This window comes from Nostoc punctiforme PCC 73102, assembly GCF_000020025.1.
GTDB lineage: Bacteria > Cyanobacteriota > Cyanobacteriia > Cyanobacteriales > Nostocaceae > Nostoc > Nostoc punctiforme.
Window position 1 is genome coordinate 3,935,198 of sequence record NC_010628.1, and the last position, 25,559, is coordinate 3,960,756.

Annotated in this window: 10 protein-coding genes; 8 read left to right on the top strand and 2 right to left on the bottom strand. The window is 44.5% G+C overall.

The window, feature by feature from the left end:
- Window positions 1–20: 20 nt before the first annotated feature.
- The 7 genes from NPUN_RS16045 (at window position 21) to devC (ending at window position 23,686) form a co-directional block, all read left to right on the top strand.
- On the top strand, window positions 21–4,703 hold the full coding sequence (locus NPUN_RS16045) for a type I polyketide synthase (RefSeq protein WP_012409609.1): 4,683 nt from the start codon (window positions 21–23) through the stop codon (window positions 4,701–4,703).
- A gap of 43 nt (window positions 4,704–4,746) precedes the next feature.
- Entirely contained in the window at window positions 4,747–10,365 is a 5,619-nt protein-coding gene (locus NPUN_RS16050; RefSeq protein ID WP_012409610.1) for a type I polyketide synthase, read from the top strand.
- Between the two features lies 1 nt (window position 10,366).
- Entirely contained in the window at window positions 10,367–15,946 is a 5,580-nt protein-coding gene (locus tag NPUN_RS16055) for a type I polyketide synthase (protein WP_052304622.1), read from the top strand.
- Window positions 15,943–20,148 (top strand): non-ribosomal peptide synthetase, encoded by a 4,206-nt coding sequence (locus tag NPUN_RS16060; RefSeq protein ID WP_012409612.1) that lies wholly within the window; start codon window positions 15,943–15,945, stop codon window positions 20,146–20,148. Before NPUN_RS16055 ends, NPUN_RS16060 begins: the two co-directional genes overlap by 4 nt.
- 66 nt (window positions 20,149–20,214) lie before the next feature.
- The gene (locus NPUN_RS37690; protein ID WP_012409613.1) at window positions 20,215–20,898 is read left to right on the top strand and encodes a methyltransferase family protein; all 684 of its coding nucleotides are present in this window, start codon (window positions 20,215–20,217) and stop codon (window positions 20,896–20,898) included.
- A 96-nt stretch (window positions 20,899–20,994) separates the two neighbouring features.
- A complete protein-coding gene (locus NPUN_RS16070; RefSeq protein WP_012409614.1) occupies window positions 20,995–22,317 on the top strand; it encodes an ABC exporter membrane fusion protein in 1,323 nt (440 codons plus the stop codon).
- 196 nt (window positions 22,318–22,513) lie between these two features.
- The gene (gene devC, locus NPUN_RS16075) at window positions 22,514–23,686 is read left to right on the top strand and encodes an ABC transporter permease DevC (protein ID WP_012409615.1); all 1,173 of its coding nucleotides are present in this window, start codon (window positions 22,514–22,516) and stop codon (window positions 23,684–23,686) included.
- A 63-nt stretch (window positions 23,687–23,749) separates the two neighbouring features.
- On the opposite strand, the gene NPUN_RS16080 is transcribed toward devC, so the two are convergent.
- Window positions 23,750–24,199 (bottom strand): SRPBCC family protein, encoded by a 450-nt coding sequence (locus NPUN_RS16080; RefSeq protein ID WP_012409616.1) that lies wholly within the window; start codon window positions 24,197–24,199, stop codon window positions 23,750–23,752.
- A 49-nt stretch (window positions 24,200–24,248) separates the two neighbouring features.
- A complete protein-coding gene (locus NPUN_RS37695) occupies window positions 24,249–24,692 on the bottom strand; it encodes a YdhR family protein (RefSeq protein WP_052304623.1) in 444 nt (147 codons plus the stop codon).
- A 123-nt stretch (window positions 24,693–24,815) separates the two neighbouring features.
- Here NPUN_RS37695 and NPUN_RS16090 point away from each other — a divergent pair, with 123 nt between their 5' ends.
- Window positions 24,816–25,421, top strand: a complete 606-nt coding sequence (locus tag NPUN_RS16090) for a TetR/AcrR family transcriptional regulator (RefSeq protein WP_012409618.1) — start codon at window positions 24,816–24,818, stop codon at window positions 25,419–25,421.
- Window positions 25,422–25,559 lie beyond the last annotated feature (138 nt).

Genomic DNA, 25,559 nt, shown 5'->3' on the forward strand with positions numbered 1-25,559 from the left:
TTAGCGACAAGGTTCATAGCATGAATAAAATCGACACAAAACAAAACAACATCAATCAACTACAACGCGCATTGCTGGCATTAAAAGAAATGCGTGGTAAGTTGGAGGCGATCGAGCGTGCTAAAACAGAACCCATCGCTGTGATTGGTATGGCGTGTCGCTTTCCTGGGGGAGCCGATAACCCAGATGCTTTTTGGCAAATTCTCCAACATGGTGTAGATACCATTCAGGAAATTCCCCAAGAACGTTGGGATACGGAAGCTTACTACAGTCCAAATCCCGATGCTGAGGGAAAATCCTACATTCGCTATGGTGGTTTTTTAAAAGATATCGATTTATTTGATGCCAACTTCTTTGAAATCTCTCCCAGAGAAGCTGTTAGTACAGACCCACAACAACGCTTACTACTAGAGGTAAGTTGGGAAGCTCTAGAAAATGCCGGACAGTGTATCGAACAGCTTTCGCAAACTCAAACAGGCGTATTTATTGGGGTAATGAACAACGATTACTCACGCCTCTATGCTGGTAACTCTAATAGTATTGACACTTACTTTGGTACAGGCAACAGTTTTAGTTTTATTTCCGGTCGCCTTTCTTATATTCTGGGTTTACAAGGGCCGAGCTTAGTTGTAGATACCGCTTGTTCATCATCTCTAGTATCGTTACATTTAGCCTGCCAAAGTCTGCGTTCTGGGGAATGCGACCAAGCTCTAGCAGGCGGAGTTAACCTGATATTGTCACCAGACACAAATATTTTTCTCTCCAAAATGCGAGCAGTTGCACCCGATGGACGCTGCAAGTCCTTTGATGCCTCAGCTGATGGCTATACAAGAGGTGAAGGTTGTGGAGTATTGGTACTTAAACGTTTGTCGGATGCTGTGGCGGCTGGTGACTCTATCCTCGCATTGATTAAAGGTTCAGCAGTCAATCACGACGGCCCTAGTGGTGGACTAACAGTACCTAGCGGCCCCGCACAACAAAAACTACTGCGTCAGGCTCTAGCTAACAGTAGGGTTGCACCACAGCAAGTGAGTTACATAGAGGCGCATGGTACTGGTACCTCCTTGGGCGATCCCATTGAAATTAACGCTTTAGCCTCTGTTCTGTGCGAACAACGCTCTTTTGAGCAGCCTTTGGTTGTTGGTTCTGTCAAAACCAACATTGGTCACTTGGAAGCAGCTGCCGGAGTTGCAGGTGTAATCAAGGTAATATTATCGCTACAACACCAGAAAATTCCACCTCATCTTCACCTCAAGCAACCTAACCCCCATATTCCTTGGCAAGAACTACCACTAGCTATTCCTACCACACCTAAACCGTGGCATTCTGAGAACAATACTCGAATTGCTGGAGTGAGTTCTTTTGGCTTGAGTGGTACAAATGCTCATCTGGTGATAGAAGCAGCACCTTTGGAGGAGGCAGGGGGAGCAGGGGAACAGGGGAACAGGGGAGAAGAAATTAGAGAGCGTCCTTTACATCTATTAACTCTGTCAGCCAAACATCCTCAAGCCCTACAGCAACTCGCTCAAAACTACATCAAGTACCTTTCATCTCATCCAGATATAGCCCTTGGTAACATCACCTTTACTTCTCAAGTCGGCAGAACTCATTTCTCACATCGCCTCGCCATCATTGCCGCCGACTATCAACAAATGCAACAACAGTTGCAAGCCTACCTGAATGATACCGATGATTTCAGTATCCATCACGGACATAGCAGCCAGCAAACCAAAAAAATTGCTTTCCTCTTCACTGGACAAGGTTCACAATACCGCAATATGGGTCGGCAATTGTATGAAACTCAACCAAGTTTCCGCCAAACCCTTGACCAATGTGACACCCTACTGCAACCTCTACTAGGTGAGTCAATTTTATCGGTTATCTTCAGTGACAACTCAGAAAGCGATCGCCTCAACCATACCGCATATACCCAAGTTGCGTTATTCGTCATAGAATACGGACTTGCCCAACTGTGGCTATCCTGGGATATCCGTCCCACAGCAGTTGTAGGACACAGCGTCGGTGAATATGTCGCTGCTTGTATTGCTGGTATTTTTTGTTTAGAAGACGCACTGAAATTAATTGTCCAACGTGCTTCTTTGATGCAAGCCTTACCCCAAGGTGGAGGGATGGCAGCAGTATTCGCTACTGTAGAACAAGTTAGACCTTTAATTGCTGACTATCTGCAACAATTGAGTATTGCAGCGATTAATGGCGAACAAAGTATTGTCTTATCTGGAGAATTAGAGATACTCAATTCGGTACTGCAAAAACTAGAAAGCCAAGGCATTGAAACTAGAAAATTGCAAGTATCTCATGCCTTCCACTCGCCCTTGATGCAGCCGATGTTGGCGAAGTTTGAGCAAGTGACAGCAACAGTAAAATATCAACAGCCGAAATTAGATATTGTCTCGAATGTCACAGGCAAGATTGTCAGACAACAGGAAATGTCAAATGCGGCGTATTGGGTAGAACATATCCGAGCGAGTGTGCAATTTGCTGCTAGTATGCTGGCATTGTATCAAGCAGGATATGAGGTGTTTGTCGAGGTGGGGTCGCATCCGACACTGTTGGGGATGGCACGGCGTGAGTGTCCAGAAGTTTTGGAGGAAAAGGGGTTATGGCTGGCTTCACTGCGAAAAAGCCGGGGAGATTGGCAGCAGTTGTTAGATTCAGTGGCGCAGTTGTATGTGGCTGGGGTGGAGATTGATTGGCGAGGGTTTGAGAGCGATTATGCTCGTAATAAGGTAATTTTGCCGAATTATCCTTGGCAGCGCCAACGTTATTGGCTACCTACTGCGACGACAGTGCCATCGCCCTCTTCCCAATCCTCTCTCTCAGCAGAACTACAAGATTGGCTTTATGAGGTGCAATGGCAACCCCAAACCTCATCAGATAAAACACTTGCGATCGCACCTGCCCATTGGTTGATTTTAAGCGATCGCACAGGCGTTGCTGATAACTTGGCGCAACTGTTAGCAGAACAGGGTCATACTTATACTTTAGTTTTCTCAGGCGATTGCACTCACTTTGAGCAACTGCTAGACGGTATCCCAACTCAGTTACCATTGCAGATTTTACATCTGTGGAGTTTGGATAATACTAAAGAGGCAGATTTAATGTTGACAAATATTCAAAACCATGTTTCTGCTGTATTGCATCTCATCCAAGCACTAGCCAGTCGCCAGGAGTCGATATCGGCGCGGTTGTGGTTGGTAACAGAAGGGACGCAGGTAATTGGAGAACATTCTGGGGAAATTGCGATCGCTGCTGCACCATTATGGGGTTTGGGTGGAGCGATCGCGATGGAATACCCCGAAATCTGGGGAGGTTTGATGGATCTCGACCCCAGCAGTTCACCAGCTGATACTGCGGCTTTATTACTGGCAAAACTGCCAACCATGATTTTAGGCGATCGCATTGCTTGGCGACATCAACAGTGGCATACTGCGCGTTTGGTGCGTAGTCAAATTTCACCAGTAGCCGCCAAATCCCTCAAATTCACCCCAGAGGTAACATACTTAATTGCTGGCGGACTAGGTGCTTTGGGTTTGCAAATTGCCCGTTGGTGTGTGGAACAGGGTGCAAGATATTTAGTATTACTCGGTCGAAGTTCTCCAAGTGAAAGCGCTCAAGCAACAATTCGAGAGTTAGAACAAACAGGTACGCAAATAACAGTAGTACAGGCAGATATTGCCCAAGCCGAACAGTTGCAGCCAGCACTGACGGCACTGCTAACAAACCATCCCCCATTGCGCGGCATTATCCATGCAGCAGGTGTTCTAGATGATGGGATGCTGCTACAACAAAACTGGGAACGGTTTGCTAAGGTGATGGCTCCTAAAATCCAAGGTGCGTGGAATCTGCACACTTTGACACTGGATCAACCCCTAGATTTCTTCGTACTGTTTTCATCAACAGCCTGCATACTCGGTGCGCCCGGTCAAAGCAACTATGCTGCTGCCAATGCCTTTTTAGATGCTTTAGCACATTACCGCCAAAAACAAGGATTAGGCGCTACCAGTATCAACTGGGGGCCGTGGGCAGAGGTCGGGATGGCAGCATCATTCGGTCAAAGGTTAGCGGCAGAGGGTATTGATTTGATTCCACCAAACCAAGCCTTGCAGTTACTCAAACATTTCCTGCAACAGAGAGTTTGTCAGGTGACTGTACTCCCCATCAACTGGACGCAGTTTTTACAACGCTTTCCTACAGGGCAACAACCTGCTTACTTTCGGGAATTGTTTTCGGATGGACAACAGCAAGAAAACCAGCCATCCGAACTACAACAACGCCTACAAGCAACACCTGTTAACGAATGGAAATCTCTGTTAGTTGCTCACATTAGCGATGAACTTACCAGCATCTTAGGCTTGATCTCATCCCAAACCATCGACCCCCTACAAGGATTTGCAACGATGGGCATGGATTCACTCACGTCAGTGGAATTTCGGAATCGCCTACAAAAAAGTTTAGGTAAATCGTTGCCTTCAACACTGACATTTAATTATCCCAACATCGATACATTAGCAAGTTATTTTGTCAATACCCTAGATAACCAAAATATGCCGCCTGAAACCAAACCAACATTAGTTAATCCCAGTCAATCTATGACGGTGACACAAATCAAACAACTCTCAGAAGAACAGGTCGAATCAATGATTGATGAAGAATTAGCTTCCCTGATTGAATTTAGTCATTAGTCATTTGTCCTTAGTTCTTTTCTCCTCTGTTCTGTAAAGCAAAATGAGCCAAATGGAAAGTATCGACCAGCTATCACCATCCCAACGCGCCCTTTTAGCGTTGAAAGAACTGCGTGCCAAGATTGATGCAATGGAACGGGCAAAAACAGAACCGATCGCAATTGTTGGTATGGCATGTCGGTTTCCGGGTGGTGCTGACGATCCAGAAACATTTTGGCAGATATTACGGGACGGTACTGATGCCATTGTAGAAGTGCCGAGCGATCGCTGGGATATCGATACATATTACGACCCCAACCCAGATAGCCCTGGTAAAATGTCTAGCCGCTACGGTGGTTTTTTAAAGCAAGTAGATCGATTCGATGCCGAGTTTTTTGGGATCTCGCCACGGGAAGCAATTAGCATCGACCCTCAACAGCGTTTGCTATTAGAAGTCAGTTGGGAAGCTTTAGAAAATGCTTGTCAACCTCCTTCTGAACTTATGGGTAGTTCAACGGGGGTGTTTGTCGGTGTTACTACCAATGATTACACCCGCTTTTATGCCCAAGCGGGGGAACAGGGAATTGATGCTTATCAGGGAACAGGTAGCGCTTTTAGTGCAATGGTTGGTCGTCTTTCCTTTGTTCTGGGTTTTCAAGGGCCTTGTGTAGCACTGGATACTGCTTGTTCTTCTTCTTTGGTTTCCGTTCACCTGGCTTGTCAAAGCCTCCGCAACGGCGAGTGTGAGTTAGCTTTAGCCGGGGGAGTCAACCTGATTCTTACACCAGAAGCCAACATTATGTTCTCCAAGGCGAGAATGATGGCAGCAGATGGACGTTGTAAAACCTTTGATGCCGCAGCTAACGGTTACGTGCGAGGAGAAGGTTGTGGCATAGTCGTACTCAAACGCCTTTCTCAAGCACAAGCCCAAGGAGATAGAATCCTGGCGGTAATTCGCGGTTCAGCGGTCAATCAAGATGGTCGCAGCAGTGGGTTAACAGTACCCAACGGCATCGCTCAAGAAAACTTGATTCGGCAAGCGATCGCTAATGCTAAAGTACAACCACAGCAAGTAAGCTACGTTGAAGCCCACGGTACAGGGACATCTTTAGGAGATCCGATAGAAGTAGAAGCGATCACTGCTACTTTAGGAAAAGAGCATACTACAGATAGACCTTTGGCGATCGGTTCTGTCAAAACCAACATCGGTCATTTGGAATCGGCTGCTGGCGTTGCAGGTTTGATGAAGGTGGTGTTGGCACTACAACATCAACAAATCCCACCCCATCTACATCTAAACCAACCTAACCCGTTGATTCCTTGGTCAGAACTGCCTTTAACAATTCCCACAACTCTTACACCTTGGCAAACCAACGGTGAAACTCGAATCGCTGGGGTAAGTTCCTTTGGATTTAGCGGCACAAATGCCCACGCCATATTAGAAGAAGCACCTTTGGAGGAGGCAGGGAGAGCAGGGGAGCAGGGGAGCAGGGGGGCAGGGGGGCAGGGGGGCAGGGGAGAAGAAATTAGAAAGCGTCCTTTACATCTATTAACTCTGTCAGCCAAACATCCTCAAGCCTTACAGCAACTCGCTCAAAATTACATCAAGTACTTCTCATCCCATCCAGATATAACCCTTGGTGATATCACTCACACTTCACAAATTGGTAGAACACACTTTAGTCATCGCCTCGCCATTATTGCCCCTGACCATCAGCAAATGCAACAACAGTTGCAAACCTATGTAGACAATAGTGAAATCATCGGTATTCATCACGGACATAGCAGCCAGCAAACCAAAAAAATTGCTTTCCTCTTCACTGGACAAGGTTCACAATACCGCAATATGGGTCGGCAATTGTATGAAACTCAACCAAGTTTCCGCCAAACCCTTGACCAATGTGACACCCTACTGCAACCTCTACTAGGTGAGTCAATTTTATCGGTTATCTTCAGTGACAACTCAGAAAGCGATCGCCTCAACCATACCGCATATACCCAAGTTGCGTTATTCGTCATAGAATACGGACTTGCCCAACTGTGGCTATCCTGGGATATCCGTCCCACAGCAGTTGTAGGACACAGCGTCGGTGAATATGTCGCTGCTTGTATTGCTGGTATTTTTTGTTTAGAAGACGCACTGAAATTAATTGTCCAACGTGCTTCTTTGATGCAAGCCTTACCCCAAGGTGGAGGGATGGCAGCAGTATTCGCTACTGTAGAACAAGTTAGACCTTTAATTGCTGACTATCTGCAACAATTGAGTATTGCAGCGATTAATGGCGAACAAAGTATTGTCTTATCTGGAGAATTAGAGATACTCAATTCGGTACTGCAAAAACTAGAAAGCCAAGGCATTGAAACTAGAAAATTGCAAGTATCTCATGCCTTCCACTCGCCCTTGATGCAGCCGATGTTGGCGAAGTTTGAGCAAGTGACAGCAACAGTAAAATATCAACAGCCGAAATTAGATATTGTCTCGAATGTCACAGGCAAGATTGTCAGACAACAGGAAATGTCAAATGCGGCGTATTGGGTAGAACATATCCGAGCGAGTGTGCAATTTGCTGCTAGTATGCTGGCATTGTATCAAGCAGGATATGAGGTGTTTGTCGAGGTGGGGTCGCATCCGACACTGTTGGGGATGGCACGGCGTGAGTGTCCAGAAGTTTTGGAGGAAAAGGGGTTATGGCTGGCTTCACTGCGAAAAAGCCGGGGAGATTGGCAGCAGTTGTTAGATTCAGTGGCGCAGTTGTATGTGGCTGGGGTGGAGATTGATTGGCGAGGGTTTGAGGCTGATTACCTGCGTCATAAGGTGGTTTTACCGAATTATCCTTGGCAGCGTCAACGCTATTGGTTGCCTACTGCTACCACCAAGCCGACAGTTAGACAAATCAGCGAAAACCTACTGCATCCTTTATTGGGTTATCAGTTGCGATCGCCTTCTCTCAAGGATATTGTTTTTGAAACTCATTTGAACACAGCTAGTTTACCTTTCCTCGATGACCACCAAATTTATGACACGGTGGTAGTACCGGGAGCTTCGCATATTTCTATGTTGTTGCTTGCAGGTCAAGAAATTCTGGGAACAGGGGCAATTTCGCTGAATAACATTACATTTAGGGAAGCGCTGACGGTTGGCGATCGCCAAACCATTAATGTACAACTTATTTTGCAACCTGAAGCCGCAGGTAAATATAAATTTGAACTCTTTAGTTTTAATAAACAAATAGATAACTGGTTGGTACACGCTACAGGACGAGTCAGCCAAGATGTAGGCGATATTGAAAAACCTGTATCTTGGGCTGAGTTACAGACACGCTGTTCCCAAATACTGGCTGGTTCAGATTTCTACGCCCAAGTTAGAGAACAAGGATTGCAACTTGGTCAGCGTTTCCAATGGGTAGAATCTATGTGGCGGTGTGATGGTGAAGCATTGTGCCAAATGCAATTTCCCCAAGAATTTGCAGATGAAATTAACACTTATCTTCTGTATCCGGGATTAATCGATTCCTGTTTTCAGTTCTTAGGCTTTGCTTTACCCCAAGAACGACGAGATAACCAAGTTTACGTGCCCTTTAGCATAAATCACTTTTATTTTTGCGAGTCGCCAGATTTTAACAGCCGTTTGTGGTGTTACGGAAAGCTAAATTCTCAAACGAGTTCAACAGCAGGAATGTTCATCGGTGATATCTGGCTGCTGAATGAAGCGGGAGAACTAGTAGCATACATTGAGGGACTTTGCTTAAAGCAAGCACCGCGTCAAGCTTTGCTCAGAGCCAACCAAGCACCAACTCAGGAATGGCTGTATCAAATCCAGTGGCAACCAAAGTCTAGATTATCAGAACAATTACCTGCTATTTCCGGTCGTTGGCTAATTTTCACCGATGCTAATGGTATTGGTAGAGTATTGGCACAAAAATTAGAATATCAAGGCAAAGTTTGCATCCTTGTTTCTATCGGTGAAATTTATCAACAAATTGCTGAAAGTCAGTTTCAAATCGACCCCAGTCAACCGCAACATTTCCATCAACTCTTACAAGATGTGGGGTCAGAGAATACACCATTGCACGGTATTATTCATCTCTGGAGTCTACTGGAAACCGAACAAACAAACTATCTAACGAGTTGCGGCAGTACTATCTACCTGTTGCAAGCCTTATCCAAATTATCAAACTGTCAAGCACGATTGTGGCTGTTTACCCAAGGCAGTCAACCTGTTGGTGATGAATTGACAATGAACAGTCTGACTCAAGCGCCTCTGTGGGGACTTGGGCGAGTAATTGCCATTGAGTATCCAGCAAATTGGGGCGGTTTGGTAGATATTGATACTAATAATTCTCCAGAACAGACAGCAGAGTTAGTACTAGGGGATATCTTACAGCCAGAGTCAGAAGATCATCTGGCTTTTCGCAATCATGAACGTTATGTGGCTCGTTTAGTTCGGGCAAAGCCTCAAGTATCAACACAACCTGTAAGATTTTCTGCCGATGCTACTTACCTAATTACTGGGGGATTAGGCGCACTGGGGCTAGAAGTTGCTCGTTGGATGATAAAGCAGGGAGTACAAAACTTAGTTTTAGTTGGTCGTCGTCCGCCTTCTGTAACTGCGTTGAATGCTATTCAAGAGATGGAACAAGCAGGGGTTCAGGTGCAGGTAATACAGGCAGATATTACCGATTTCAACCAAGTTAAACAACTGCTGTCACCCTGCAAATCTCAACTGCGCGGCATTATCCATGCAGCTGGAGTGTTGAGTGATCGCATTATCTTACAGCAAACCTGGGAAAGTTTTACTCAAGTAATGGCTCCCAAAATTCAGGGAGCCTGGAATTTACACCATTTAACTCAGGATATATCGCTGGATTTCTTTGTAATGTTTTCCTCAGCCGCCTCTTTGTTGGGTGTAGCCGCACAGGGGAACTATGCAGCTGCAAATGCCTTTTTAGATGCCTTCGCCTACTACCGCCATTCTCAAGGACTACCTGCACTCAGTATCAACTGGGGAGCTTGGGCAGAAGTAGGGATGGCAGCAACCTTAGACCGCAGTCTGTCTGTAGGAGTGGAACGGATTGGAATTGAACAGGGATTACAGGTATTAGAGTCGTTGCTGAGTCGAGCCGATATGCCACAAGTAGGTGTGATTCCTGTCAATTGGCAAACCTTCCTCAAACAGTATCGCGCTGGTAAAGTACCGCCACTGCTCCAAGATTTTGCTGAGTATACCCAACCCGAAGAGAAATCAGAAACTACCCAAAGCACAATTCTGGAAAAACTGCAACAAGTTTCTGACGACAAACGACAGTCTTTGCTGCTAACCCACGTCCGCAAACTGGCTGCGAAAGTGTTGAGACTCAACTCTTGGCAAAACCTTGATGCCGACAAACCCTTAATTGAAATGGGTCTCGACTCACTCATGGCGCTGGAGTTACGAAACGTTCTGGAAAATAGTTTGGCTTGTTCCTTACCAGCCACATTGTTATTTGATTATCCGAGTCTGCAAACTTTAGTGAATCATTTAATCCAAGATGTGATGTCGTTGTCCAAATTAGAGGACTCATCATCTGCACCATCGCCAGAAGAGAGTGAACCATTAATCTCCCTGGAGGATTTAACCAGGATGTCGGAAGCAGAAACAGAATTGCTACTCCTGAAAAAACTAGAACTGATAGATGGTAACTGAGATGAGCAAAAGCAACGAGCGAGTTGAGGAATTATCCCCTTTAAAACGAGCTTTACTGGCATTAGAAACAATGCAAGGCAAGCTGAACCGTCTGGAATCGAAAAAGACAGAACCAATTGCGATCGTTGGGATGGGATGCCGTTTTCCTGGCGGTGTTAATAATCCTCAGACTTTTTGGCAGTGCTTGCGCGATGGTGTGGATGCAATGCAAGAAATTCCTGGCGATCGCTGGGATTTGGAAACATACTACAATGTCGATGCTGATGCTGCTGGCAAGATGTACACTCGTCACGGTGCTTTCGTTGATGACGTTGATAAATTTGATGCTGATTTTTTCAGTATTTCTCCCAGGGAAGCCGCATTTATTGACCCACAGCAGCGCTTGTTTTTAGAGGTATGTTGGGAAGCCCTAGAGCAGTCAGGAGAACGACCAGACCAACTAGCAGGTAGTCGTACAGGGGTATTTGTCGGTGTGATGTACGCCGATTACTCGCGGTTACAGGGTACTGTAATTGATGCCTACAGCAGTACTGGCAATAGCATGAGTGTGGTATCAGGACGGGTTTCTTACCTGCTGGGTTTGCAAGGGCCGAGTGTCACTTTAGATACAGCTTGTTCTTCTTCCTTGGTAACTGTACATTTAGCTTGTCAAAGTTTGCGCTCCGGTGAATGTAACTTGGCTTTGGCGGGTGGGGTGAGTCTGATGTTGATTCCCGACAACAACATTACCCTATGTCGCACCCGCGCTTTATCCCCTACGGGGCGTTGCAAAACCTTTGATGCTGATGCTGACGGCTTCGCGCGTGGTGAGGGATGCGGCACGATCGCTCTCAAACGCCTCAGTGATGCGATCGCAGATGGCAACCCAATCTTAGCGGTAATTCGCGGTTCTGCCGTTAATCAAGATGGACGCAGCAACGGTTTGACTGCTCCCAATGGCCCGGCTCAACAGGCAGTGTTACGAGAAGCTTTAGCCAACGCTGGAGTAAAGCCCCATCAAGTCAGTTATGTGGAAGCGCATGGTACAGGTACGCCTTTGGGAGACCCGATTGAGGTGAGTTCACTGGCGGCTGTTTTGGGTGAAGGGCGATCGCCAAATCACCCCCTAGCTTTGGGTTCAGTGAAAACCAATATTGGACATTTAGAATCAGCAGCTGGTGTGGCAGGTTTAATCAAAGTTGTCCTGGCAATGCAGCATCAGCAAATTCCGCCCCATCTCCACTTCCAAAAGTTGAATCCTTACATTTCTTGGGGGAATCTGCCGATTTCGATTCCCACAGAACTCACTCCCTGGGATAGTGGCACAGAACGACGCATTGCTGGGGTGAGTTCCTTTGGCTTTAGCGGTACAAATGCTCATGTGATACTCGAAGAAGCACCGCTTTTGCCCACAGAGCCAGCTTTGGTATCAGTAAAAGATTATCTTTTACCTCTATCTGCTAAAAATCCCGCCGCACTCTTGGATATGGCGCAAGCTTACCGAGCTTTTCTTCCAGGTAAAACTAACTTGCTGGATATTGCTTATACTACTAGTCTGCGCCGTCCTCATCATAAGCATCGCATCGCTTTGGTAGGGCAGTCTATCGAGCAATTGACAGCAGCACTTGACGCTTTTGTAGAAGGTGAATCTCACCCCAATTTAGTACCCAGTAACCCACATTCAGATGATTTATCTGGCTTGGTTTTCGTGTTTTCTGGACAGGGGGCGCAATGGATAGGGATGGGACGGCAACTCTTGGCACAGGAGCTTGTGTTTCGAGAGACTATACAAGAGTGCGATCGCATCTTAAAATCCCTCACTCATTGGTCACTACTCCAAGAACTAGCAGCACCAGAGGACATTTCTCGCCTGCAAGATACTGAGGTTGCCCAACCTGCCATTTTAGCGATCCAAGTTGCCCTAACTGCCTTGTGGCGTTCTTGGGGCATTGAACCTGCGGCGGTTGTGGGTCATAGTCTCGGTGAAATCACTGGTGCTTATGTAGCAGGTGTCTTTAGTTTAGAAACAGCTTTGCGGATTGTTGTGCAACGAGCTTCCTTGATGCAGCAGGCTACAGGCAAAGGCAAAATGGCAGCTATCGGGATGCCTTGGCAAGAACTCAAACCCTGGCTAGAGGAATTTCCTGGTTTAGCGATCGCCGCTATTAACAGCCCCGCTTCTACCGTCGTTGCTGGTGATGCAACTGCTTTAGAAACTTTGTCTCAAAAACTACAAGCCCAGGAAATATTCTGTCGATTGCTGCGGGTCAATTATGCCTTTCACTGTCCACAGATGCAGCTTTACAGCGAGGAACTGGTTAACCTTTTGGCAGGATTGCAACCGCAAGTTGCCCAATTACCCCTCTTCTCCACAGTTACCGGAACCAGCAGCGAAGGACGAGATTGGGATGCTGCTTATTGGGGGCGGAATATGCGATCGCCTGTGCAATTCAGTCAGGCTATTGAAAACTCGGTATATGAAGGATATACCTGTTTTGTTGAGGTCAGCCCTCACCCCGTCTTATCCCAGAATATTCAAGAATGTTTGCAGCACACAGGCAAAGCTGGAATTGTCCTCGCCTCTATGCACAGAGAGCGACAAGAGCGATATTTTTTACTCAGCGAGCTAGGTCGCCTCTACACCTTGGGCTATCAACCACGATGGCAGGCTTTATATCCAGAAAATAGAAGGTGCGTTTTACTACCGACTTATCCCTGGCAACATCAACGCTACTGGTTAGAAGGTAGCAATTCTTTACCAGCAAGAAGAACATCACGACAGCCGTTATTAGGGGAATCCTTGCCTAGTCTGGCGCACCTGCCAGAAATGCGGATTTGGCAAACACAATTGGATTTGCGATCGCTTCCTTACCTCAACGACCATCGGGTACAAGGTGTGATGGTGTTACCTGGGTCAGGTTATGTAGAAATGGTATTAGCTGCTGCAACTGAGATATTTGGTGCAGGTAAACATACCCTAGAAGTTTTGCACTTTCAACAAGGTCTATTCATTCCCGAAGCAGAAACTCAGACTGTACAAATTTGCTTGCAACCAGGAAACACACCAGACACTCTCAACTTTGATTGTTACAGCCGTCTTAGTATAAACCCAGAGACTAAATGGCGGCATCATGCCAGTGGTACGGTGTGCCGAGGTGACGGGGAAATCACACCCACCATTCCCGTAACGGTGGCAGAAATTCAAGCCCGTTGTCAGGAAGTTATCTCTGGCACACAGCACTATCAACAAATGGCAGAACAAGGTTTGCTTTATGGAGCCAGCTTTCAAGGCGTAGAGCAAATCTGGCGACGAGAAGGGGAAGCCCTCGGTCGCATCCACCTACCAGCATCTTTACACGCAGAAATCGCCAACTACCAAATTCATCCCGTTATTTTGGATGCCTGTTTTCAGGTAATAGCTTTGGCGACTCCCTTAGCTAACCCTGATGCTGAGGCAGAAGGAGCTTATTTGCCAGTACGTCTAGACAAACTCCGACTTTATCAGCAACCGGATGCCACAGGTTTGTGGGCACACTTGCAGTTAAAACCTGTAGTAGAAACAGATGCCTTTGCTGCTGAGTTAGTCCTATTCAACGACCAAGGACAACGGATATTAGATGCTGAATGCTTGCGTATTCAGAAACTTGATAGTCAAAGTGAAAATAATTCTAGCGATTGGTTCTATGAGATTAGCTGGGAAAGACTTTTAAGACAGACAGACAGGGAGACGGAAGGACACAGCGAACAAAATCAAGGCTATTGGCTGATATTGACAGACAGACAGGGAATTGGAGAGAATCTCAGCCAACAATTGCAGCAGCAAGGCGGAAATTGCATCTTAGCTTTTGCAGGTGAAACTTATCAGAAACAGGATTCACAGCATTATCAAATTCAGCCAAATTGTTTAGATGACTTCAAGCAACTCCTACAAACTGTTTCTAGTGAATGCTTGGGAATAGTGCATCTGTGGAGTTTAGATATCACTCCAGCAGAATTGACTACCCTAGCTTCACTAACTGGTGACGACAATATGGGAGATCGTCCACTTGGCGATCGCAATTTGGGGTGTATCAGCACTCTTCATTTAGTCCAAGCATTGGCAGAAACAGGTTGGCAAAATACACCCCGTCTCTGGCTAGTTACCCGTGGCGCACAGCCTGTAGATTCGAATCTTAGTATTGCCCAATCGCCTCTATGGGGACTGGGACGCGTCATTGCTCAAGAACATCCAGACTGGCGTTGCTCAATGGTGGATTTGGCACCAGTACCTGAACCATCAGAAATTCCATCACTTTTACAGCTACTACAAGCAGACGATGTGGAAAATCAAATCGCTCTGCGTGGGGATGTGTCCTACGTTGCCAGACTGAAGCGATATTTACCCAGTTATTCAGAACTACCAAACTTCCACCCCCAAGCAACCTACCTCATTGCGGGAGGTCTGCGGGGTCTGGGTTTACAAGTAGCTACTTGGATGGTGGAGAGGGGAGCTAGATATTTGGCATTGATGGCGAGAAGTCAGCTGACACCTGAAACCTTAGAAGTTTTACAAACTCTGGAAACTGCTGGAGCAAAAATTAAGGTGCTTCAGGCGGATATCAGCCAGGCTGAGGAAGTAGCTAAAGCGATCACTCAATTAGACCAAGATATGCCACCATTACGGGGTGTAATTCACAGCGCTGCTGTTTTGGATGACGGCATTCTCTTACAATTAACCCCAGAAAGGTTGCACAAAGTCATGCAACCCAAGATAGAAGGAGCATGGAATCTCCACACACACACCCTCAACAAACCCCTAGATTTCTTTGTGCTGTTTTCTTCAGCTGCTTCACTCCTGGGTTCTGCCGGACAAGGAAACTATGCGGCGGCCAATGCCTTTTTAGATGGGTTAGCTCATTATCGGCAAAGCCAAAATCTGCCTGCACTCAGTATCAACTGGGGTGCGTGGGCAGAAATAGGTTTAGCAGCAGCCCAGACAAATCGGGGCGATCGCATGGCATCTCTGGGTTTTAGTAGCATTCTCCCACAGCAAGGCTTAGATATTTTAGGACACCTGCTAACGGATAAAACCGCACAATTAGGTGTGATTCCCATCAATTGGGCAAAAGTCTTACGTGCTAATCCAGCCGTTATCAAGATGCCTTTGTTTCAATTGCTGACAGAGGTCTTTAGTAGCTCTGGAGAAATCGATACTGACAAAAGCACAAATTTTCTTTCCCGTCAAGCACTTTTAGCAACTCCATTAGATGAGCGTCAACTACTTTTGGAAACCTACTTCCACGAACAAGTGGCTAGGGTGCTGCGAATGCCAGCCTCGAAACTCGATCGCCATCAGCCCCTCAACAGCCAAGGACTAGATTCTTTAGTGGCGGTGGAGTTAAAGAACAAACTTAAAAACGACTTGGGCATTGATTTACCGATGATTCGCTTCATTCAAGGCCCTAGTATTGCCCAGTTATCTGCACAAGTACTCACTCAAATTACACAGGAAATGTCATCAGTATCATCTGTCCTTGTATCTCCTCCTCATCTGAGGAGCAATTCTGCTAGACCTGTTGAATTAGCCACCAGTAATCAAGAATGGGAGGATGGCGAACTATGAGCGCGAGTCAACTTCTGGATGATTTGACGCAAAATGGAGTGTATTTGTGGGCTGAAGGCGACAAATTGCGTTTTCGTGCCCCCAAAGGTGTGTTAACGGAAGAACTGCGCGATCGCTTGACTGCTCACAAGCTAGAATTGCTGGCAATTTTGCAAACGCCCGTGCCAACGGCAGAATTCACCCTAGTTCATGCTCCAGAGGAACGTTATCAGCCATTCCCGCTCACTGACTTACAACAAGCTTATGCTTTGGGTGGTAGTGATTTTTTCGATTTGGGTAACGTGTCTGCTCATTTCTACGTAGAATTTGCCGTTACTAATCTTGACATCGAGCGATTGAATTTGGCTTGGCAACGTTTAATTGAGCGTCATGAGATGCTACGAGCAGTAATTTTACCGGATGCCCAACAGCAGATTCTCGAAACTGTGCCTCCCTTTGCTGTGGAAGTCATCGACTTACGGGGTCAAAAAGAGGCGGAGGAGCAAATAGCAGCGATGCGCCAGCAAATGAAGGATAATGGCCCGTCACTCGATAAATATCCTTTATTTGAGGTGCGGGTACAGTTATTGGATGAGGAGCGATGTCTAGCGACAAGACGCTTCGCGTCTACGCAACTCCACATCAGCATTAGTTTATTAATCTGCGATGCTTTAAGTGGTGGGTTTGTCTTCCAAGATTTATATCAGTTTTACCTCAATCCCCAAGCACAGTTACCAGCCCTGAATCTCTCTTTCCGAGATTACATTCTGACGCTGAATCAACGCCGTCAAACAGCAGCCTACCAAAAAGCCCGTGATTACTGGTGGCCAAGGTTATCTGAAATTCCCCCAGCCCCGGAATTGCCCCTAGCCAAAAGTCCAAGTGCTATTGAGAAACCCACTTTTACCCGTTGGCAAGGGCAACTAGCACCAGCAGTTTGGCAGCAATTCAAAACACGAGTCAGTCAGCTGGGACTAACACCGGCGGCTGCGATTTGTGCTGCTTATGCCACCATCCTCACCACTTGGAGCAAAAACCAAAAACTCACAGTTAACATCCTCTACTTTAACCGCGAACCATTGCATCCACAGGTGTATCAGGTTTTAGGTAACTGTAGTTCTACCCTACTGCTGACAGTTGATCACACCCAAAGCGAAAGCTTCGCCGCCCAAGCCAAACGCTTACAAGAGCAGTTGTGGAGTGATTTGGAACATACGGCGGTGACTGGTGTGGAGGTATTGGGCGAACTCAATCGGATGCAAGGGGGAACTGCTAGAGCTGCAATGCCTTGTACTTTTGCTAGTGCTTTGGGTTTGGGAAACCGTGACACTCAAACTAATGCTGCGGGTGAGCAGGATTGGCAGGTAATTTGTAACGGCTTGTTGCAAACGCCTTTCGTCCTCCTCGACCACCAAATTGTTGAAGAAAACGGCGCTTTGCTCCTGAATTGGGATGCTGTAGAAGAAGCTTTTCCCCCTAATTTAATGGCCCAAATGTTTGATGCTTACCAACTGCTATTGCATCGTTTGGCTGAGTCAGACAATACTTGGCAGACTACCACAGAATGGTTAGTACCTAAAGCACAACTACAACAACGAGCAGCCGTCAATGCTACCAAAACTACCATTTCCACCCAGTTGTTGCATGAGTTGTTTGTTGAACAAGCGACTCAACACCCAGAAAAATTAGCGATCGCTGCTTCTCAATTGACTTTGACTTACGCCGAACTCGATCACCTATCTAACTACATTGGTAGACAACTGCGAGACTTAGGCGCTCGTCCCAATCAGTTGGTAGCCGTGGTGATGGAAAAAGGTTGGGAGCAGTTAGTCGCTGTTTTGGGAATTCTCAAATCAGGTGCAGCTTACTTACCAATCGACCCCAGCCTACCCCAAGAACGTCTTAACTGGCTGCTGGATAACGCTGAAGTAGCGATCGCTTTTACCCAACCTCGGCTAGAAGTAAATCTCAGCTTCGCGACTCAAGTCAAATGGCTAACAATTGATGACTCAACCCTGGTACAAGCCTCTACCAGTCAACCTTTACCATCAATACAAACCCCAGAAGATTTAGCCTACGTCATCTACACCTCCGGCTCAACCGGCATACCCAAAGGTGTCACCATTGACCATCGCGGTGCAGCTAACACCATCCTCGATATTAATCAACGGTTTGGCATGACAGCAGAGGATCGGGTATTTGCTATTTCCTCCTTGAGCTTTGACTTGTCAGTGTATGACATATTCGGAACGCTCGCAGCTGGTGGTACAATTATCATGCCCGATGCTCAAGGCAGCCGCGATCCGGCGCATTGGCTGGATGTTCTCCAACGGGAGCAGGTGACAGTCTGGAACTCTGCACCAGCGTTAATGAAATTGTTAGTCGAATATGCAGGCGATCGCTGCGATCGCTTATCGTCTTCCATACGGTTGGTGATGATGAGTGGCGATTGGATTCCGGTAACTCTACCGGAGCAAATTCACTCCTTGGGTAACGATGTCCAAGTAATCAGTTTGGGAGGAGCTACGGAAGCTTCCATCTGGTCAATTTTCTATCCTATCGAGGCAGTTGACCCTAGCTGGACTAGCATCCCCTACGGTAAACCCCTGAGTAACCAAAGCATCCACATCCTTGATGAAGCCTTGCAACCCCGTCCTGATTGGGTTCCAGGACAAATTTACATCGGTGGTGTCGGTTTAGCTCAGGGATATTGGCGAGATGCAGCCAAAACCCAAGCCAGCTTTATTCAGCATCCCCGCACGGGAGAGCGTCTTTACTGCACAGGGGACTTGGGACGCTATCTGCCGGATGGTAACATCGAGTTTTTAGGAAGAATTGATTTTCAGGTTAAAATTCGCGGTTATCGAATAGAAATAGGCGAAATTGAAACTGTCTTGCAGCAACACCCAGCCATCCGTTCTGTTGCTGTTTCAGCCGTTGGCGAACAACGGGATGACAAGCAATTGGTAGCTTATATCGTTTTTGAGCAGGAACAATCAATTACTTCATTAGAATTGCGTAGCTACCTCCAGCAGAAGTTACCAGAATACATGATTCCCTCAATGTTCATGTTTATGGACAGCTTGCCCTTGTCATCCAACGGTAAAGTCGATCGCCGTGCTTTACCTGACCCAGAACCAAGTCAAGCAGATTTAGAGGCAATTGTCGCACCCAGAGACAGCTTAGAGTTACAACTTGTACAAATTTGGCAAGAAATCTTGAAATTGCCGGAGGTAGGTATTACTAATAATTTCTTTGAACTGGGTGGAACTTCTATTCAAGCTGTGCGCTTGATGACGCAAATTCACAAACTGTTTGCTCAGAATTTGCCCTTGTCTACGTTGTTCCAAGGTGGGACTGTTGAGCATTTAGCGCGGACTCTGCGGGAATCGTCAGATAGTTCAGTGCCTTGGTCGCCTTTAGTCAGTATCCAGCCCTCTGGTTCTCAGCCGCCTTTCTTCTGCGTTCATCCAGCTGGTGGTAATGTGCTTTGCTATATGGATCTCTCCCGTCGCTTGGGTGCAGATCAGCCGTTCTACGGTCTTCAGGCTGTGGGCATGGATGGAGAACAACCACCGTTCACCACTATCGAAGATATGGCAACTGATTATATTGCCGCCATCCGCACCGTTCAACCACAAGGGCCATACTCTATCGGTGGCTGGTCTTTCGGGGGAATTGCAGCCTTGGAAATTGCCCAGCAATTGCGCCAGCAAGGTCAAGAAGTCAATATGCTGGTACTTATCGACTGTCCCGCACCCTTATCTGGCGAAGATTTGGACGAAGCTACCTTAGCAGCTTGGTTTATCCAAGACTTAGAAGGTCGATTTGATCTTGATGCTACTAGATTGCAGCAGTTACAGCAACTAGATACCGCACAACAGTTGAATTACATCCTAGAACAAGCCAGACTACTGCACTTAGTTCCGCCAGATGCTGGAGTTGAACAAGTCAACTATTTGTTCGAGGTGTTCAAATGCAATATGCGAGCGATCGAATCCTACACACCGCGTCTCTACGAGGGGCTAGCAACACTGCTGCGGGCAGAAAACCAACCACTAGAAAATCCCACCAACCCAGCTTTAGATTGGCACAAATTACTCACCAATTTGGAAGTGCGTTGGATTCCAGGCAACCACTACACGATGGTCAGAGAACCAGATGTGCAAACATTGGCAACCCAATTGAGGGCTTGTCTGGCAGTTATGAACAACTGGAAATAGGGAAGATAATTGCTCTCCTCCACCCTCTTACCCCAGCCTTTTCATCATTTCTTTAGGAGTTAACTTGTGGAACTAATAACACAATTTCAGTTTGCAGTGGCTTTCCCAGAACAACTACCACAAGTAGATGTCAAAGCCATTCTCTGCTTGGTTCATTCACTGTATTGGCTATTAATTGTCAATGCATCCATCATTAGACGGCGCAAACTCAATAACCCAGAGTCATTTGTTGACACCTCCACAAAAGAACCAGTTGCTAGTGAGTCATCTATCACTCCTCAAGGTCCACCAGCACTATTTCTCACCAGTGCTACCTACGGTATCTTTTACATTTTGCTAGCAATTTGGTGGGCAAATCCCGATGCGCTAGGATTTTTTGTATTTCAACCGACTTTTCCGATTCAAGCTTTAGGAATTGCTATTCTTGGTTTGGCATTAATTGTGAAAGTATGGTCTTTTTGGGTTTTTCGCAGTTGGCGGTTATTTCCCCACATCGATCCCGGTCATCAACTTGTGACCAAAGGGCCTTATAGTTTTGTCAGACATCCACTTTACTTCGCTTTTCAACTTCTGTTTTTTGGCTCGTTTCTAATTGTTCCAAGACTGGGATTTTTACTGCAAGTAATTGCTAATTTCTTAGCTCATGATTTTCGCTGCCGAGTTGAAGAAAAAATATTGCTGCAAGCTTTTAATAATGCATACGAGGCATATAAAAAACGCACTCGTCGTTTATTGCCTTGGGTGTATTAATATAGTCTAATGGCGTAGGGATATATTTTAAAAAATATGTCCCTTGGCTAAATTCTTAACTTTGCAAAACTAGACTTTATAGATTTAAGTTAAATTATGAAATATCAGTTTTTTGCCAAAACTATAAACTTGAAATTTGTTGTAATTTTAGGCGTTGCGGCTTTAGCTACTTGTGCTACTTCCTTTTATTTAGTTTTAAATAATCAACTAGAAAATCAAAAGCGATCGCAGCAGGCTATTGCAGCTAATAATAAAATTCAAGCAAGTCCCAATGCGGTTGCTGCTAGGGGGTATCTAGAGCCTAAAGGAGAAGTAATTAAGCTATCTGCTCCTACTTCTATACAAGGTGAAGGTGTACGACTTGCAAAGCTACTTGTCAAACAAGGAGACAAGGTAAAAACAGGTCAAGTAGTGGCAATTCTGGATAATCAAGAACGTCTGCAAGCAGCTTTGGAACAGGCAAAAACTGAAGTTAATGTTTCTCAAGCTAAACTAGAACAGACTAAAGCAGGCGCGAAAACAGGAGATATTAATGCTCAAACAGCAAAATATCAACAAACAAGAGCAGAACTAGAAGGTCAACTCACAATTCAAAGAGCAACTATTGCCAATTTAGCAGCTCAGTTACAAGGAGAAAAGAATTCTCAAGCCGCAACCATTAAGAGGATTCAAGCTGAACTGCAATATGCTCAAACTGAATGCGATCGCTATAATGCTTTGTATCAAAAAGGAGTAGTTTCAGCTTCTCAACGAGATAGCACTTGTCTACAAAACAATACTGCTCAAGAACAACTTGCAGAAGCTGAATCTAATTTACAAAAAATTATTACTACTAGAACAGAACAAGTCAAAGAAGCACAAGCCAATTTCAATCGCACATTAGCAACCTTAAAAAAGGAAGTTGAAGAAGCCAAAGCAACTCTAAATGCCACCGCAGAAGTCCGCCCTGTAGATGTCAATGTGGCAGAATCAGAGCTAAAAAATGCCCAGGCTGCTGTGAAAAAATCTCAAGCAAACTTAAATTTAGCTTATGTGCGATCGCCTAAAAATGGACAAGTTTTAAAAATTCACACATGGGCTGGTGAAGTTATTAGTAACGATGGAATTATCGAGTTAGGTCAGACAGAACAAATGTACGCGATCGCAGAAGTTTATGAAACCGATATTAGTAAAGTTCGTCTTGGTCAACAAGCAACTGTTACCAGTGGTGGATTAATCGAAGAACTTAAAGGCAATGTAGATGAAGTTGGTTTAAAAGTTGGCGTTTTAAATGCTTTAGGAACCGATCCTGTTGCGGATGCAGATACTAGAGTTGTCGAAGTGAAAATTCGTCTGTCTCCACAATATAGCCGAAAAGTTGCTAACCTAACTAATTTAGAAGTCAACGTCATGATTAATACTGAATCACCCTCAAATTGACACCTTTTTTATCTATAAATTTTCAAAAAATAAACAAAATAAATATTATTATACTATTTCTTTGTGTGCTTCGCGTCTATGCGGTTCGTTTTTTTTCTTATACTTCTCTCCTAATATGGTTTAGTGCATCTTAATACAGAATTGGTATTACGTCGATCTCTTTTTTAGTTTGTTGTAAATTTTAAATATAAACATTATGCGTAGCAAAAAAATACCAGTAGCTTGGTTACAACTTAGATATCAAAAAGCCAGATTAATTATTGCTTTATTAGGAGTAGTTTTTGCTGTAGTAATTGTCTTCATCCAACTAGGCATTCGAGATGCTTTATTTGACAGCGCTGTTCGTTTGCACCAAGGTTTACAAGGAGATTGTTTTTTGATTAGTCCTCGTTCTACAGCTTTAATTGCTATGGAAAGTTTTCCAGAACGACGTTTATCTCAGTCTTTAGCATTTCCAGAAGTTAATTATGTTGCACCGATATATTTAGGCTTTGGTCAATGGAAAAATCCTGAAACTAAAGACTATTGGCGGAATATATTTGTGATTGGTTTTGATATTCGCTATCAGGTCGTAGATTTTGCTGGAGTTGAGGAAAATATCAACAAACTAAAAATTCCAAATGTGGTTTTATTTGACCGCAGTTCTCGTGCTGAATTTGGGCCTGTGGTTGCAGATTTTGAGCAAAAAGGTAATGTAGAAACAGAAATTGGGAACCGTTCTTCAAATCGCCGGGTTAAAGTAGCTGGCCTATTTAATTTAGGTACATCTTTTGGTTCAGATGGAAATTTAGTCACCAGTCATCTTAACTTCTTAAGGATTTTTAGCTCTCGTTATAAAGGATTAATTGATATTGGTTTAATCAAATTAAAACCAGGATATGATGTCCAAGAGTTTACAGGAAAATTAAAAACGTTTTTACCTAAAGATGTAAAAGTATTATCAAAAGAACAACTTATTGCTTTTGAAAAAAATTACTGGCAAACTAGTACAGCTATTGGATTTATTTTTAACTTAGGGGTAGGATTAGGAATTGTGGTAGGTATTGTAGTCGTATACCAAATTCTCTATACCAATGTTTCTGAACATTTACCTCAATATGCCACTTTAAAAGCAATTGGTTATCAACAAAGATACCTTTTATCTATAGTTTTACAGCAAGCATTATTAATTGCAATTTTAGGCTACATACCGGGGTTTTTAATTTCTATAATTCAGTATGAATTTGCTAAAAAAGCTACACTTCTACCTATTGTAATGACAATAGATAGGGCTGCTTTTGTGCTGATAGCAACTGTTATTATGTGTTTTGTTTCGGGCGCAACAGCCGTGAGAAAACTCAAACAAGCAGATCCGGCTGATATTTTTTAGTAGAGATGTAGCATTGCAACATCTCTACAGGATTTATACGCATCGTGATTAATGTGAAATAGATTAGTCTGCTGTTTTTTCTAAGTAACCTTGTCTAATACTTTCAGCTTCAGCTATTTCCCTGATATTCTCCATCACTCTCGGTAAAACTTTTTTAAACTTTTTGCCGAGAAACCAACCAAATAAAAATGCCAAGGCTCCTTTAAATGAGACTTCATGAGTAAATGATGTACTACCTGCATGAATATTCAAGTAGCGATATACATTTAACTTGCAAAATGGTAACTGAATTGTGAATGTATAACTCTTTCCTGGGCTAAACTGCGAAATTGTAAATTTAGAAGTTGTACCTGTTTTCGGTGTTAATTTACCTACCGCATTAAGCTTAAAAGGACTCTCAAGATATGAATCACACACTTCGGTATCCCATACTGACCAATTATCTACATCAGTCCAAATCGCCCAAATTCTTTCAGGTGTGGCAAACGTTGTGACAGTATTGCTAAACTTCATATAACTCTCTCATCTGGTTAGATACAATGCAGTATGCAATTTTTTGAGATTATTTAAGCTGACTGATAGGGCCTCGTGTAACGATCGTAGGATCTTCAAGAATATTGAACTTTTTGACTACGATATTACTAATTGCTGAGTTATTTCTCATCCCAACATTGAAAATATTTTCGACATAGTTGTTCAGAGATTTTTCATCTTCAAACAGATAAAACCCACTAGCTTCTTTGTTACCTTCATCAATTGACCAAATTTTCCAGCGCAGTCCTGGTGCTTTGGCGATACGAGGTGCAACATCCTTCATCTGCTTTCTAAAGTCAGACGTGGAATTGTTGTATTTGAAATTAATCTGAAGGATACGACTAGAAGTTGATGGAGTTGTCTGATTTTCAGCCAATAAATTTTGCGAAGTGACACTCGTCGCACCAGCAAAAGATCCTGCTAGCCCAACTGTACCAACCACAAACATCAAGCGAAGCAATCTCAATATCATAGTTTTTTGCCTTTTGATCGAGATTTGGCAACATTTGAGACACAAAGGACAAAAATGTCGTGAAAAAGTACTATATTGACATTGCCAATATGACATTAAATATTGTCACTGTCAATATGACCTATGAAACCAAAAGATAAATATCATCACGGTAATTTACGTAACAAATTAATTGCAATTGCAACAGAACTTCTGTCAGAAGAAGGCGCTCATAGTTTGAGTTTGCGGAAGATTTCTCAAAGAGCAGGAGTCAGTCATAACGCTCCTTATATGCACTTTGCAGATAAAGAGGCGGTTTTAGCAGCGATCGCAGAAGAAGGTTTTCGGTTGCTGTCAGCGCAAGTAGAAACAGCAGTAGATAAAGTTAATCAAAATACTAAGCAGCAGTTAATTGCCGCTAGTAGTGCATACGTTAATTTCGCATTACAGCATTCAAATCATTTACAAGTAATGTTCTGTTACTACAATCGAGAGAAATATCCGAGTTTGATCGAGGTTTCACAGGCATCCCTAGATCAATTATTCAAAATTGTCCAAGCAGGACAGAAAGACGGAACGCTGATTGCAGGCAATCCTCACGAAATAACTAAAACAATTTGGGCATTGGTACATGGCGTAGCAGCGATTTCTATTGCTTATGAATCAAAGATTCTACTTCCAGAAAAAAATTCAGCACAAGAGGTAGTATCAACGTTTGTGACGCTGTTGCTGAATGGATTAGCCAGATGAAGTAACCAACCCAGGGCAAACGCATCTAAATTACTCTTGATCGCAACGAAGTTAAGAACCAACGAAAAAATCAGGATTTCGAGTTTGATTATTAGACATGTCCTTAAAACAATCATTGGCGTTGCTGAATGAAGGGAT

Coding starts and splice junctions, on each gene's coding strand:
- NPUN_RS16045 (WP_012409609.1), top strand. CDS start 21: ATGAATAAAATCGACACAAAACAAAACAACATCAATCAACTACAACGC.
- NPUN_RS16050 (WP_012409610.1), top strand. CDS start 4,747: ATGAGCCAAATGGAAAGTATCGACCAGCTATCACCATCCCAACGCGCC.
- NPUN_RS16055 (WP_052304622.1), top strand. CDS start 10,367: ATGAGCAAAAGCAACGAGCGAGTTGAGGAATTATCCCCTTTAAAACGA.
- NPUN_RS16060 (WP_012409612.1), top strand. CDS start 15,943: ATGAGCGCGAGTCAACTTCTGGATGATTTGACGCAAAATGGAGTGTAT.
- NPUN_RS16070 (WP_012409614.1), top strand. CDS start 20,995: ATGAAATATCAGTTTTTTGCCAAAACTATAAACTTGAAATTTGTTGTA.
- devC (WP_012409615.1), top strand. CDS start 22,514: ATGCGTAGCAAAAAAATACCAGTAGCTTGGTTACAACTTAGATATCAA.
- NPUN_RS16080 (WP_012409616.1), bottom strand. CDS start 24,199: ATGAAGTTTAGCAATACTGTCACAACGTTTGCCACACCTGAAAGAATT.
- NPUN_RS37695 (WP_052304623.1), bottom strand. CDS start 24,692: ATGATATTGAGATTGCTTCGCTTGATGTTTGTGGTTGGTACAGTTGGG.
- NPUN_RS16090 (WP_012409618.1), top strand. CDS start 24,816: ATGAAACCAAAAGATAAATATCATCACGGTAATTTACGTAACAAATTA.